This is a genomic window from Pseudomonas sp. Pso3 (assembly GCF_055393275.1).
In genome coordinates this window covers 1,429,023-1,441,433 of record NZ_AP043687.1, presented here as the reverse complement: position 1 = coordinate 1,441,433, position 12,411 = coordinate 1,429,023, and the positions used below count along the sequence as shown (strand labels likewise).

Sequence of the window (12,411 nt, the reverse complement as noted above, 5' to 3'; positions counted from 1 at the left end):
CACCCGGACTACGGATAGAATGAAGGGACAAAATCTGTGGAAGGTCCGCACCATGCAATTGATCGACATCGGCGTCAACCTCACCCACCCCAGTCTGCTCAAGCAGGTGGACGCGGTGATCGAGCGGGCCCAGGCCGCCGGTGTGATGCAACTGGTGCTGACCGGCACCACCCTCGAAGACAGCGAGAACGCCCTCAATCTCTGCCTGCGCCTGGATGCGGGCGAGGCGCTGTTCAGCACCGCGGGCGTCCATCCCCACGAAGCCTCGACCTGGAACGCGGCCGCCGCCAGGACCCTGCGCGACCTGGCCAGCCAGCCCAAGGTACGGGCCCTGGGCGAATGCGGCCTGGACTTCAATCGCGACTTCACCCCGCGGCCGCAGCAGGAGCGCTGCTTCGAGGAACAGCTGGCCCTGGCCGCCGAATTGCGCCGCCCGGTGTTTCTCCACGAGCGCGACGCCAGCGAGCGGATGCTGGCGATCCTGCGCGACTATCGCGACCACCTGCCGGCCGCCGTGGTGCACTGCTTCACCGGCGAGCGCAAGGCGCTCTATGGCTACCTGGATCTGGACCTGCACCTGGGCATCACCGGCTGGATCTGCGACGAGCGCCGCGGCCTGCACCTGCACGAGCTGGTCGGGCAGATCCCGGTCGGTCGGCTGATGCTGGAAACCGATGCCCCCTACCTGCTGCCGCGCACCCTCAGACCCAAGCCGCGCCATGGCCACAACGAGCCGGCCTTCCTGCCGGAGATCCTGCGCACCGTGGCGCGCCTGCGCAACGAAACGCCCGAGCAGACCGCCCTGCACACCAGTGCCACCGCCCGCGCCTTCTTCGGGCTGCCGGAGATCGCCGTGCCAGAGCGGATCGAGGAATTCGACTAGGCAGGGTTGCCGTTTCGCTAAAGTCAGACCCGTGCAAGCCGTTAACCTTTGGGCTTATTCCACGGCGTCAGACGTCTTCTCGCAGGACATTGACGCCAGTCAAGATCCGGGTCGCGCCGGCCTGCCAGGCTGTGCGGCCCCGCCGACTGGATGCCCCCTATGTTTGCCTGGCTGCGCGATATTTCCCTCAAGTACAAATTCTGGGCGGTCAACGCCGTTGCCTTCGTCACCAGCCTCCTGCTGGTGCTGTTCGCCATGCAACTGGAGGTCTCCGGCCGCGCCGAGCAACTCAAGGCGGTCAAGGCCGTCGTGGGTGAGGCGGCTGCCAGCCTGAGCGCCCCGACCTTTACCGACATCTTCGTGGCCCGGGCGCCGGAATACGCCCTGGCCGTGGGCGTGCTGATGCTGGTGCTGCTGGTGGCCTCGCAGCTCCTGATCCGCTTCATCCTCGGCAATCTGCAACGCCTCAAGGACACCATGCTGCGGGTGGAGCGCGACGGCGACCTCACCGCCCGGGTCGAGGTGCGCGGGCACGACGAGGTCGGGCAGATGACCCAGGCCTTCAACGCCATGCAGGACAGCTACACCCGCGTCGTCGGTACCGTGGCCGCCAGCGCCGCGCGCCTGGACGAAGGCGCCGGACGCCTGGCCAGCGGCATGCAGGGCGTGCGGGGCGGCATGCAGGATCAGCAGCACGAGACCGACCAGGCGGCCACCGCCATCAACGAGATGAGCGCCACCGTGCAGCAGATCGCCGAGCACGCCGCCGGCACCCGTGACCAGTCCCAGGAAGCCGACCGCCTGGCCGGCGCCGGCCAGCAGGCCGTGGAGCGCGTCAGCCATTCCATCGCCGACCTCTCCCAGGGCGTGCAGCAGACCGCGGTGATGATCCAGGAGCTGGCCGAAAACAGCGAGCGCATCACCAGCGTGGTCAACGTCATCCATGGCATCGCCGAGCAGACCAACCTGCTGGCGCTCAACGCTGCCATCGAGGCGGCCCGCGCCGGCGAGGCCGGCCGCGGCTTCGCCGTGGTGGCCGACGAGGTGCGCAACCTGGCCAAGCGGGTGCAGGGTTCCACCGACGAGATCACCCGCATGGTCGACGGCCTCCAGGCCGGCACCCGCGATGCCGTGGAATTCATGCGCGAAAGCTCGCTCAAGGCCGATGATTGCGTGGTCCAGGCCGGCGCTGCCGGGCAGGCCCTGGCCGACATCACCGCCGCCGTGACCCTGATGCGCGACAGCAACACCCAGATCGCCGTGGCCGCCGAACAGCAGGCCCAGGTGGCGGAAGAGATGAGCAGGTCGGTTGTAGGCATCCGCGATGTCACGGAAAGGACCATGCTGCTGACGCAGGAGTCGGCCAGCACCAGCACCGAACTGGCCGCCCTCGCAGGAACCCTGAATCAGGCGATTCGCCAGTTGCGCCTATAGCCTCCATAGCGAGAGCGCATTCGCGCGGTTGCCCGACAGGCGGCAAGATGCCCGCACGTTTTTCGGAGAACCGTCATGCGCTCGGTCACCACCTTCACTTCCGCCGTGCTGTTGTTGCTGGGCCTGGGCTGCATCGCCCAGGCGCTCGGCAACCCCCATCCACAACCGCTGATCCTGGCGGCCGTCGTCTGCCTGGTGGCCTTCGCCCTGCAAGAGCCTGACGCCCTCCCCGTGCCTCAGTCGCTGCGCGCCTGACGGCCACGCAGCTGACGTTTCAATAGCTTCAGCGTCCTGGTCAGAGCCGCAGGATCCTGCGGCCGACCGGCATAGCGCTGCGCCTGGAATTCCTGGGAAAAGGCCGAGATCGCTGCGCGCGCCGCCGGCAGCTCGGCCATGGCGCGTCCGGCGAAGCTGCCCGCCGCCTCGCCGCTTCGACGCCTGACGCCTTGCCGCGCCAGCAGCCGCTCGAACTGGTCGAAACGCGTCAACAGGGGATCCCGCGTCCGCTGCCAGGGCTTGAGCACCAGCAGCGCCATCACCCCGAGCACGCTCAACACCACCAGCGCCAGCAGCAGCCCCAGGCGTTGCAGCGAACCCTCGCCGAGCAGCCGCTTGAAGAGTTCGCCCTGGGTATCCTCCTGGTAGTTGAGCACCCAGCGCTGCCAGCCGTAGTTGAGGCGGTCCCAGCCCAGACGCAGGTCATTGAGCCAGGCCAGGTTGCGATAGCGATTGGCGGCGAAGGGATTGTCGGCGAGGAATTCGTTGGCCGCGCCCTGGGCCGCCAGGGCCTCCTGCAGACCCCGCTCGATACGCTCGGGCGCCACCTGGGCGGTAGGGTCGACGCTGACCCACCCGCGCCCCGGCAGCCAGTATTCCACCCAGGCATGGGCATCGAATTGCTGCACCAGCAGATAGCCGCCCGCGGCATTGAATTCACCGCCCTGGTAGCCCGCCACCACCCGCGCCGGAATGCCCGCCACCCGCAGGGCAAAGGTCATGGCGCCGGCATAGTGGGCGCAGAAGCCGCGATGGTTGTCGAAGAGAAAGGCGTCGATGGCATCGACGCCTGCCGTGGGCGGTTGCAGGGTGTAGACGAAGGGTTGCTGGCGGAAATAGGCCAGGATCGCCTGGGCCAGGGCCTCGGGCGTTGGCGCGCGAGCCTTGAGCCCGGCCACCCAGGCACGGGTGCGCGGCTCGCCGCCACTGGGCAGCTGCAGCGCGCGCCTCTGGCTGGAGGCGGACAGCCGCTCCGGCTCGCGAGTGGCCTGCGGCCAGCTGGATACCTGATAGAGCAGCGCCTGATCCACCGGGCGGCGGCGCTGCAGATGGAAGTCGCTGGCCAGGCGCACGTCGCGCTGATCGCTGCGCGCCACGTCCAGGCCGTAGAGCCAGGGCCGACCGCTCGGCTCCATGACTACCTGGTAGTCCAGTCGGGGGCCGCTCGGCGTCCAGGCCGGTTCCGGACTCCAGGCCGTGTCGGGATCCACCGACCAGCGCGCGCCGTCGAAGCGCTCGTAGGTGGTGGCCCGCCAGTAGAGATCACGCTGCGCCGGCCGGTCGCCGGCGAAACTGACGCGAAACACCCGCTCGGCGGATTGCGAGAGCTGGGCGATCTCCCCCGGCGCCATGCTGTCGCCCAGTCCGGTGCGCGCCTGGTCGCCCGGTTGTGGCAACGACCACAGCGGGCCGATACGGGGAAACACCAGGAACAGCAGCAGCATCAGCGGCACCGCCTGCAGCAGCAGGGTGCCGGCGACTTTCAGCGTCGCCAGCGGCCGACTGGCCAGGGCACTCTGCTGCAGGCCGATCAGCGCCGCCACCAGGGCGGTCACCGGCAGCAGGCTGTAGAGCGCGGCGAGCAGGCCATCCTCGAACAGGTAGGCGATCACCACCGCGAAGAACCCCAGGTAGATCACCACCAGGGCATCGCGGCGGCTGTGCATCTCGATCAGCTTGAGGGCGAAGGTCACCAGCAGCAGCACGGCGCCGGCATCCAGGCCGATGAAGGAGCCACGCGACAGCCAGATGCCGCCCATGGTCAGCAGCAGCAGACCGCCCTTCTCGATCCGCGTCGGCGCCCGCACCCGCATGCGAAACAGCAGCACCCGCCAGCCGGCGCAAAAGGCCCAGAGCAGGCCGACCCAGGGCGGCAGATGGGTGAGGTGCGGCAGGATCACCAGCGCCTGGGCCACCAGCAGCCAGATCAGGGCGATGCGCGGAATGGCTTGCGGCACGGCGGTGCTCATGATGGCCGCCCGAACAGGGCCAGGGCCTGCAGCGCCGCGTCACGCTGGCTTTCGCCGCTGGCCGGCGCCAGCTCCACCCCGGGCACCCTGAGGCCGAAGCGCAGCTGGCGGGCGCTGCAATCCAGCACCGCCTGGCACAGCCAGGACAGCCGCGTTTCGGTGTCGCCATCGAGCACGCTGAAATCCAGCCAGAGTTCGCTGCCGGCCAGGGCGGTGAAGTCCTTGACCAGCAGGCCCTGCCCGCGGGAAAAGGCCTTCCAGTCCAGCCGCCGACGCGAGTCGCCCGGCTGATAGGACCGCAACCCCTGAAAGTCGTCGGCCCCCTGTCCCGTCTGGCGCTGGCCTTCCTCGTTGCCGGCATCCTGGCCGCTGCGCAGCGGCGTCGTGGTCGCCATGGGCTGCGGATAGACCAGGGCGCGCACGTCCAGGTCCAGCCAGCTCCAGGCGACGAACAGGCCGAGGGGAAAACGGCTCTCCACCCGCAGCCGCCCGGGTCTGAGCCAGCCGCGATCTGGCGCCGGGTGGAAGATCTGCAAGGCGACGCTCTCCCCCGCCGGTACGTCGCTGAGCACCAGCGGCTCGTTGCGCCAGCCCAGGGCGATGCCCTGGTGCGCGCGGCGCTCGCTCTCCAGGCGCAGGCGAAAGCCGGCGGCCTCGCCGGCGAACACCGGACTGGCGCCGCCGCCGACCAGTTGCAGACCGGCCAGGTTGCGATAGGTGTGCAGCATGGCCACCAGCGCCAGGGAAAACAGCAGGAAGGTCAGGCCATAGGCCAGGCTGTTCTGGTAGTTGATGCCGGCCAGCAGCATCAGCAGCAGGGCGATGGCGAAGGCGCCCCCCTGGCGGGTGGGCAGGATGAAGATGCGCCGCTGATCGAGGGTGATGCGATTGGCCGGGGGAATCCGCCGCGCCAGCCAGCCGTCTCGATAGCGCTGCCAGGCGCCGCCGGTCACAGCGCCGGGACTTCGCGCAGCAGCCACTGCACCAGGGCGCCACCGCCATGCCCGGCGGGATCGGCGATGTCGCGCAGGCGATGTCCCGCCACCGCCGGCAGCACCGTCTGGACATCCTCGGGCAGCACATGGTCGCGCCCCGCCAGCAGCGCCCAGGCGCGCGCCGCGGCCAGCAGGGCCAGACTGCCGCGCGGCGACAGGCCGAGGGCGAAGGACGTCTGGGTGCGGGTGGCCTCCACCAGACGCAGCACGTAGTCCACCACCGCCTCGCTGGCATGGATGCGCGGCACCTCGGCCTGGATCAGCCGCAACTGGGCATGATCCAGCAGGGGCTCCAGGCGCGGCAGCTGCTCGCGCCCGGAACCGCCAAGCAGCAGCGCGCGCTCGGCGGCGCGTCCGGGATAGCCGAGCGACAGGCGCATCAGGAAGCGGTCGAGCTGGGATTCCGGCAGGGCGAAGGTGCCGCCCTGGGAGATGGGATTCTGGGTGGCGATGACAAAGAAGGGATCGGGCAAGGGCCGGGTGGCACCCTCGATGGTCACCTGCCCCTCCTCCATGGCCTCGAGCAGCGCGCTCTGGCTCTTGGGCGTGGCGCGATTGATCTCGTCGGCCAGCAGCAACTCGGCGAACACCGGCCCGGGATGGAAGACGAACTGGCCGCTGTCGCGATCGAACACCGAGGTGCCGAGGATATCGCCGGGCAGGAGGTCGGAGGTGAACTGGATGCGCTGGAAGGACAGTCCCAGCACCCTGGCCAGGGCATGGCTGAGGGTGGTCTTGCCCATGCCGGGCAGGTCCTCGATCAGCAGGTGCCCTCGCGCCAGCAGGCAGGCCAGCGCCAGCCTGACCTGGGTTTCCTTGCCCAACAAAACGCCGTCTACCGCCTTGAGACAGGCGTTCAACCTATCGTGCATGCCCTGAGGTCTCTCGCCTTGCGCCGACATGAGAAGGCGTCGGCCTGCAAGACGAGAATAGCAGCACCTTTTGCCGGCGACCGCCGCCCCGGAGCTTTACCGCTTATTTCAGGGTGGCCAGGATCTCTTCCACGGCGCGGGCCGGATCGGCGGCGCGGGCGATGGGCCGGCCGATCACCAGGTAATCGGAGCCGGCGTCCAGGGCCTCGCGCGGGGTGAGGATGCGGCGCTGGTCATCCAGGGCGCTGCCGGCCGGCCGGATGCCGGGGGTGACCAGTTGCAGCGCCGGTTGCGCAGCCTTGAGCGCGGAGGCCTCCTGAGCCGAGCAGACCAGGCCATCCAGCCCGGCGCGAGCGGCCAGACCGGCCAGGCGCAGTACCTGCTCCTGGGGATCCACGTCCAGGCCGATGTCCGCCAGGTCCTCGCGCTCCATGCTGGTCAGCACGGTGACACCGATCAGCAGCGGCTTGGGACCCTGGAAGGCCTCCAGAGTCTCGCGACAGGCGGTCATCATGCGCAGGCCGCCCGAGCAGTGGACATTGACCATCCAGACGCCCATCTCCGCCGCGGCCTTGACCGCCATGGCGGTGGTGTTGGGGATGTCGTGGAATTTCAGGTCGAGGAAGACTTCGAAGCCGCGCGTGCGCAGAGCCTCCACCACCCCGGCGGCGCTGGCGGTGAACAGCTCCTTGCCGACCTTGACCCGGCAGGTGGCGGGGTCGAGGCGGTCGGCCAGCGCCAGGGCGGCGGACGACGAAGGGAAATCCAGGGCAACGATGATGGGAGACTGGCAGGCGGACATGGGAGCTCTCGGCAAAACGGCAAAGGCCGGCATTTTCGCAGAAAAGCGCCGCGCCGGCACTTGGCCGTTCTCGTCCGTCAGCTCGGCCTGAGCAGGCGTTCGCGCAGCCAGTTGCCAGCCGGACCCAGCGGCCGTCGCCGTGACCAGACCACGTCCACCGCCACCCGTTGCGGCCAGCCCGGTACGGCCAGCTCCACCAGCCGCCCCTGGCCAAAGGTCGTCACCAGCCACAGCGGCAGTTCGGCCCAGCCGAAGCCCTGCACCGCCATGTCCAGCAGCAGCAGGTAGTCGGGCGCCGACCAGCAGCGGCCGCGGGTGTCCGGCAGGCGGCTGACCTGGGGAGAGGCTTCGGTCACGGTGCTCAGGCGCAGCAGCCGATAGGGCGCCAGGTCGGCCGGTGTGACCCGCTCCAGCGCTGCCAGCGGATGATCGACGGCGACATAGAGACCGAAGGTGACCAGACCATCCAGGGTGGCCGCCTCGATGTCCGCCGGATAGGGCGGCTGACCGGCCAGCAGGCCCAGATCCGCGCGTCCCTGCACCAGGCTGAGCACATCGGCGTCCTCGGCGATCAGGCATTCGAATTCGAGATCCGGATAGCGCTGGTCCAGCTCCGTCAGCAGCGCCTCGTAACGGGTGGGCTGATAGGTATCGGAGATCACCAGGGTCAGGCGCGGCTCCACCCCGGCCGCCAGCTGGGTGGCGCGATTGGCCAGGCGGTCGTGGGCCGAGAGCACGGCGCGGGCCTGGTCGAGCAGTTGCTCGCCGGCCGCCGTCAGCAGCGGGTAGCGGCCCTGGCGATCGAACAGCGACACCCCCAGGTCGTCCTCCAGCCGGGCGATGCTCTCGCTGATACTGGACTGCCGCTTGCCCAGCACCCGTGCCGCGGCGCTGAAGGAGCCGGCCGCGGCCGCCTCGACGAAGGCCTCGAGGGCTTCGGCATTGGGATACATATCGGCTTACCCTATGGAATCCATTTTGATCTCCCCAGCTTAACCGATGAGACTGAGGACCTGTCCATCGTGGAGTCACCTCATGTCCGGCCCCCTCACCCAGCGTCCCGTCAGTGCCCGCATCCTGCATGCCCTGCTGTTCGAGGGGATCGCCGTGCTGCTCGCCACTCCGACCCTGGCCTGGCTGCTGGATCGCTCCCTGGGGCACATGGGCCTGCTCACCGCCGCCTTTTCGGCCATCGCCATGCTCTGGAACCTGGTGTTCAACCTGGGTTTCGATCGGCTGCAACAGCGCCTGGGCTTCACCCGTGGCCTGGGTGTCCGCCTGCTGCACGCCCTCGGCTTCGAAGGCGGACTGATCCTGGTGCTGGTGCCGCTGGCCGCCTGGTGGCTGTCCATCAGCCTGTGGCAGGCGCTGCTGCTGGACCTGGGACTGATCCTGTTCTTCCTGCCCTACACCCTGGCCTTCAACTGGCTCTACGACCTGGGTTACGCCGCCTGGCTCAGGCGCACGAATGCGACCTGCCGGGCGCACTGATAGCCTTGTCCGTGGTCGAAGCGATATAGCCACTCAAGGAGAAGACAGATGCCCTGGTATGCCTGGTTGATCCTGCTGGTTGCCATTGGCTCGGTGGTCGGCAGCCTGCTCATGCTCAAGGACACGGCGCGCAAGGTGCCCTTGACCGACGAACAGAAAACCAAGATCCGGCAGCGCAATGCCGAGATGGATGCCAAGGAGGCCCAGGACCGCTGATCGCGCGCCCCGGGCGTCCAGGCAGAGCCCTGTCACCCTCTGGGTGGCAGGGCTCTGTAGCATCAGGACTCCAGCGGTGCCTTGGTATTGACGTACTCCGGCACCTCCGCCAGTGGCAGGCTGCGCACCTGCTCACGGGTCGGTCCCTGACGCTTGGGCAGCGGTTCCAGGGATTGCGGCTGACCGCTTTCCAGGGCGCGCTCGATGGCCGCCAGCACACGCACGTCGCGCCAGCCCTCCTCCCCGTCCATTTCCGGCTGCCGATCCTGCAGGATGCAATCGGAGAAATAGGCCGTCTCGCCGCCGAAGTGATCCACCACCGGCGCCTTGAATTCCTCGGTCTCTCCGTCCACGGTCAGGCGATAGCCGATGGCGACGCCTTCACCGAAGCCAAAGCACGGCGAGGCTTCGATCTCGCCCTTGCGGCCGATCAGCTGGAAACGCTCGGTATTAGGGCCGCTGAAACTGACGGTAAAGCTCGCCAGCCGTTCTTCAGGAAAGCGCAGGGTCACGGTCACGGCATCCCAGGTCGTGACGTCACGCCCAGGCGTCTGGACCCCCACGGCACTGACTTCGATGGGCTCGTCAGCGAAGAGCGCCCGCACGGCATTGAGCGGATAGGGCCCCATGTCGGTGACGGGACCGGCCCAGAAGCCGCTCTGGGCGCGGTGGTTGGCCGTGTCGACCGGCTGGGTGAAGGTCGAGGTGAACAGACGCGGATCGCCGATCTCGCCATTGCGCACCCGCTCGATCATCTCCACCGTGCCCGGCTCGCAGTGCAGTCGATAGGCGATCATCAACTTGGCGCCGGAGCGCGCGGCCGCGGCGTTGATCGCCTGGCATTCTTCCTCGCTGATGGCCATGGGCTTTTCCAGCAGGACATGGATACCGGCCTCCAGCGCCGGCACCGCGAACTCCAGATGGCGGAAGTTCGGCGTGGCCAGGTAGATGGCATCGATCTCGCCCGACGTGAGCAAGCTGGGAAATTCTTCGTAGCTGTAGCTCTTGAGGCCGTACTTGGCGGCCAGATCCCGCGCCTTGACGGGATCGCCGGTGACCAGGGCGGTCATCTCGGAATTGCTGGTCTGGCCGACCCCGGGCATGAAGGCGCCCTGGGAAATCCAGCCACCTGCTACCACTGCATAACGAATCTTGCCTGTTGCGCTGGGCATGGAACGCTCCCGAATCCAGGCAGACGACGTGTCCGCCACCTGAACTGTCGGCAAGCGTTGCGGCCAGGAAGTTCCGGACAGCCGTACAACGACGGCACTGCGCCCGCGTCAGGCTAGCGGCGAAAGCGCAACTCGACTTCCGCGCCTTCGAAATCGTCGCTGCGATCCCGGCTGATCACCCGCCCGCCCAATTCGAAACGCCCGGGATCGTCCGCCTTGCGAAACAGCTGCGGCAGCAGACCCGCCTCGGCGACGCTGCTGTCGGCCTTGCCTGCGCCCAGGTGACGCGTGCTCACCGCCTGGGGCGTGGCCGCCTCTCCGGGTACGCTGAGATCGAGGGGATGGGCTGCAGCCGATGCCGGCTTGGGCACGGCGGGCTTCTTGACCTGGCTGTTCTTGGCCAGGTCCTGCTTTTTCGGGGGCGGGGCCGGCAACACGAAGGCCTTGCCGGGCAGTGGATCCAGGCGGTAGGCGCGCAGATCGGCGGCGCTGCCCTGGGGCTCGGCGGCCACCGGCGGCTTCGGTGCCTCTGGCACTGGCGCTGGTGCCGGAGGCGTCTTGGCTGTGGCAGGCGGTGACTCGTTATCGCAGCCCGCCAACAGCAGGGTCACGGCCAGCGCCGTCGTTGCCAGGTATCCACGCATGGGCTCACCACACTCAGGGTATCGCGCCCGGAGCGGAGCATCGGGGGCGACAGGGGTCAGTCTCTACAACCGACTCCGCTGCCCCACGGCGGGTTCCAGGCCTGCCGCTAGGCGGCCAGGGTTTCCTGGCAGAGTTGACGGGCGAGCAGGCCCAGGGTCATCAGAGCCCGCTGGGCATCGCGCCCCCAGGGCAGACCGCAATTGAGGCGGATGCAGTGATTGAACTGGTCGGTGTTGCTGAAGATCATGCCGGGCGCGATGCTCACCCCCTGATCCAGGGCGCGCTGGTGCAGCAGCCGGGTATCCACCCGCACGGGCAGACTGACCCAGAGGATGAAGCCGCCATTGGGCCGGCTCATCTGGGTACCCTCGGGGAAATGCTCCTGGATCGCCAGCTGGAAGGCGGTCATGTTGCGGCGGTATTCCTGGCGGATGGCGCGCAGGTGGCGGTCGTAGCCGCCGTTCTCCAGATAGGCCGAGACGCCCATCTGGGTCACGCTGCAGGCGGAATGGGTGGTGAAGGTCTGCAGGCGGCAAATGTCTTCCTGGTAGGGCCCGGCCACCACCCAGCCGATGCGGACGCCCGGCGAGATGGTCTTGGAAAAGCTCGAGCAGTAGATGACCCGCCCCTGCTTGTCGAGGGCCTTGAGTGCCTTGGAGCCACTGTCGTAGGTCAGCTCGCCATAGATGTCGTCCTCGACGATGGCGATGTTGCGCTCGGCGGCCAGCCTGAGCAGCTGCTTCTGCCGCGCCTCCGGCATGCTGCCCCCCAGGGGATTGCTCAGGCGGGCAGCCACTACCAGGGCCTTGACCGGCCACTGGCTCGCGGCCAGCTGCAGTGCTTCCACGCTGAGCCCGGTATCCGGATCGCAGGGGATCTCGATCACCTTGAGGCCCAGCACCTCGGCCAATTGCAGCAGCCCGTAGTAGGACGGCGATTCGGTGGCGATCAGGTCGCCCGGCTTGGTCAGCACCCGCAGCGACATCTGCAGCGCATCCACGCAGCCATGGGTGATCACCACCTCTTCCGGCCCCACCACCACCCCCGCATCGCGCAGGCGAATGGCGACCTGGCGGCGCAGGGGCTCGTAGCCGGGACTGTGCAGGTAGGAAAAGGCCGCGCGGGCCTGGAAACGGGTGACCTTGGACAGCTGCTGGTGCAGGGCCCGCAGCGGCAGATAGTCGGGCTGGGGCACCGCCATGCCCAGGGGCACCACGCCTTCCCGCCGTGATTCCGCCAGCACCTGGTTGATGATGCCGGCACGGGTCACCAGACTGGGCCGCTCCACCGTGGCGATGTCCGGCGTCGGCGCGGTCAGCGCCGGGGTCTGGTGCACATAGAAGCCCGACTGCGGCCGGGCGCGGATCAGCCCCTGGTCTTCCAGGGTGGCATAGGCCTGCAGGACGCTGGCATGACTGACGCCCAGCTGCTGACTCAGCTTGCGCACCGAAGGCACCCGTTCGCCGGGCTTGTAGACCCCCGTGCGGATGTCGTTCGCCAGTTGCTGGGCGATGCGCTGATAGAGCAACAGATTGGTCATGGCGTCTTCCTGGACGAAAGCGGAACAGTAGCAGGCTACCCTGAAGGTATACCGGTACAGCTAGGCCTGACCTTAACCCTTCCCTTCCCGGGGCGGCAATGTCCAAAAACGACAA

13 protein-coding genes are annotated in these 12,411 nt (G+C 68.2%); 5 read left to right on the top strand and 8 right to left on the bottom strand.

The window, feature by feature from the left end:
- Positions 1-52 precede the first annotated feature (52 nt).
- From ACZ5R1_RS06750 to ACZ5R1_RS06740, 3 genes are all read left to right on the top strand, one after another.
- Complete coding sequence (locus ACZ5R1_RS06750) at positions 53-883, top strand: TatD family hydrolase (protein ID WP_027601574.1); 831 nt, start codon at positions 53-55, stop codon at positions 881-883.
- Positions 884-1,042: 159 nt separating this feature from the next.
- Positions 1,043-2,317: a methyl-accepting chemotaxis protein gene (locus ACZ5R1_RS06745; RefSeq protein ID WP_464712934.1), complete on the top strand. Its 1,275-nt coding sequence runs from the start codon at positions 1,043-1,045 to the stop codon at positions 2,315-2,317.
- Between the two features lie 75 nt (positions 2,318-2,392).
- Positions 2,393-2,572 carry a hypothetical protein gene (locus ACZ5R1_RS06740; RefSeq protein WP_108582313.1) on the top strand — a complete coding sequence of 60 codons (180 nt, stop codon included), beginning with the start codon at positions 2,393-2,395 and terminating at the stop codon, positions 2,570-2,572.
- On the opposite strand, the gene ACZ5R1_RS06735 is transcribed toward ACZ5R1_RS06740, so the two are convergent.
- The 5 genes from ACZ5R1_RS06735 to ACZ5R1_RS06715 form a co-directional block, all read right to left on the bottom strand.
- On the bottom strand, positions 2,554-4,563 hold the full coding sequence (locus tag ACZ5R1_RS06735) for a transglutaminase TgpA family protein (protein ID WP_464712933.1): 2,010 nt from the start codon (positions 4,561-4,563) through the stop codon (positions 2,554-2,556). The genes ACZ5R1_RS06740 and ACZ5R1_RS06735 overlap by 19 nt on opposite strands.
- On the bottom strand, positions 4,560-5,543 hold the full coding sequence (locus ACZ5R1_RS06730; RefSeq protein WP_464712932.1) for a DUF58 domain-containing protein: 984 nt from the start codon (positions 5,541-5,543) through the stop codon (positions 4,560-4,562). Before ACZ5R1_RS06730 ends, ACZ5R1_RS06735 begins: the two co-directional genes overlap by 4 nt.
- Positions 5,513-6,430 carry an AAA family ATPase gene (locus ACZ5R1_RS06725; protein ID WP_027601572.1) on the bottom strand — a complete coding sequence of 306 codons (918 nt, stop codon included), beginning with the start codon at positions 6,428-6,430 and terminating at the stop codon, positions 5,513-5,515. The genes ACZ5R1_RS06730 and ACZ5R1_RS06725 overlap by 31 nt, the downstream gene beginning before the upstream one ends.
- A 103-nt stretch (positions 6,431-6,533) precedes the next feature.
- Positions 6,534-7,232, bottom strand: a complete 699-nt coding sequence (pyrF, locus tag ACZ5R1_RS06720) for an orotidine-5'-phosphate decarboxylase (protein ID WP_027599014.1) — start codon at positions 7,230-7,232, stop codon at positions 6,534-6,536.
- A gap of 77 nt (positions 7,233-7,309) precedes the next feature.
- On the bottom strand, positions 7,310-8,185 hold the full coding sequence (locus tag ACZ5R1_RS06715; protein WP_027601571.1) for a LysR family transcriptional regulator: 876 nt from the start codon (positions 8,183-8,185) through the stop codon (positions 7,310-7,312).
- Positions 8,186-8,267: 82 nt separating this feature from the next.
- Between ACZ5R1_RS06715 and ACZ5R1_RS06710 the strand changes: the two genes are divergently transcribed.
- Positions 8,268-8,723, top strand: coding sequence for a multidrug/biocide efflux PACE transporter (locus ACZ5R1_RS06710; RefSeq protein WP_145248449.1), 456 nt, complete (start codon positions 8,268-8,270; stop codon positions 8,721-8,723).
- Positions 8,724-8,771: 48 nt separating this feature from the next.
- Complete coding sequence (locus ACZ5R1_RS06705; RefSeq protein WP_007160578.1) at positions 8,772-8,939, top strand: DUF2897 family protein; 168 nt, start codon at positions 8,772-8,774, stop codon at positions 8,937-8,939.
- Positions 8,940-9,001: 62 nt separating this feature from the next.
- Here the strand turns inward: ACZ5R1_RS06705 and ACZ5R1_RS06700 are convergent, their stop codons facing one another.
- The 3 genes from ACZ5R1_RS06700 to ACZ5R1_RS06690 all read right to left on the bottom strand — a co-directional run bounded on the left by ACZ5R1_RS06700 (position 9,002) and on the right by ACZ5R1_RS06690 (position 12,296).
- A complete protein-coding gene (locus tag ACZ5R1_RS06700) occupies positions 9,002-10,111 on the bottom strand; it encodes a Gfo/Idh/MocA family protein (protein WP_058790547.1) in 1,110 nt (369 codons plus the stop codon).
- Between the two features lie 113 nt (positions 10,112-10,224).
- Positions 10,225-10,623 carry a hypothetical protein gene (locus ACZ5R1_RS06695; RefSeq protein WP_027599018.1) on the bottom strand — a complete coding sequence of 133 codons (399 nt, stop codon included), beginning with the start codon at positions 10,621-10,623 and terminating at the stop codon, positions 10,225-10,227.
- A gap of 239 nt (positions 10,624-10,862) precedes the next feature.
- Positions 10,863-12,296 (bottom strand): aminotransferase-like domain-containing protein, encoded by a 1,434-nt coding sequence (locus ACZ5R1_RS06690; RefSeq protein WP_027601567.1) that lies wholly within the window; start codon positions 12,294-12,296, stop codon positions 10,863-10,865.
- Positions 12,297-12,411 lie beyond the last annotated feature (115 nt).

What these genes read in the sequence shown, in the direction of transcription:
- ACZ5R1_RS06750 (WP_027601574.1), top strand. Translation starts at nt 53, where the DNA reads ATGCAATTGATCGACATCGGCGTCAACCTCACCCACCCCAGTCTGCTC.
- ACZ5R1_RS06745 (WP_464712934.1), top strand. Translation starts at nt 1,043, where the DNA reads ATGTTTGCCTGGCTGCGCGATATTTCCCTCAAGTACAAATTCTGGGCG.
- ACZ5R1_RS06740 (WP_108582313.1), top strand. Translation starts at nt 2,393, where the DNA reads ATGCGCTCGGTCACCACCTTCACTTCCGCCGTGCTGTTGTTGCTGGGC.
- ACZ5R1_RS06735 (WP_464712933.1), bottom strand. Translation starts at nt 4,563, where the DNA reads ATGAGCACCGCCGTGCCGCAAGCCATTCCGCGCATCGCCCTGATCTGG.
- ACZ5R1_RS06725 (WP_027601572.1), bottom strand. Translation starts at nt 6,430, where the DNA reads ATGCACGATAGGTTGAACGCCTGTCTCAAGGCGGTAGACGGCGTTTTG.
- pyrF (WP_027599014.1), bottom strand. Translation starts at nt 7,232, where the DNA reads ATGTCCGCCTGCCAGTCTCCCATCATCGTTGCCCTGGATTTCCCTTCG.
- ACZ5R1_RS06715 (WP_027601571.1), bottom strand. Translation starts at nt 8,185, where the DNA reads ATGTATCCCAATGCCGAAGCCCTCGAGGCCTTCGTCGAGGCGGCCGCG.
- ACZ5R1_RS06710 (WP_145248449.1), top strand. Translation starts at nt 8,268, where the DNA reads ATGTCCGGCCCCCTCACCCAGCGTCCCGTCAGTGCCCGCATCCTGCAT.
- ACZ5R1_RS06705 (WP_007160578.1), top strand. Translation starts at nt 8,772, where the DNA reads ATGCCCTGGTATGCCTGGTTGATCCTGCTGGTTGCCATTGGCTCGGTG.
- ACZ5R1_RS06700 (WP_058790547.1), bottom strand. Translation starts at nt 10,111, where the DNA reads ATGCCCAGCGCAACAGGCAAGATTCGTTATGCAGTGGTAGCAGGTGGC.
- ACZ5R1_RS06690 (WP_027601567.1), bottom strand. Translation starts at nt 12,296, where the DNA reads ATGACCAATCTGTTGCTCTATCAGCGCATCGCCCAGCAACTGGCGAAC.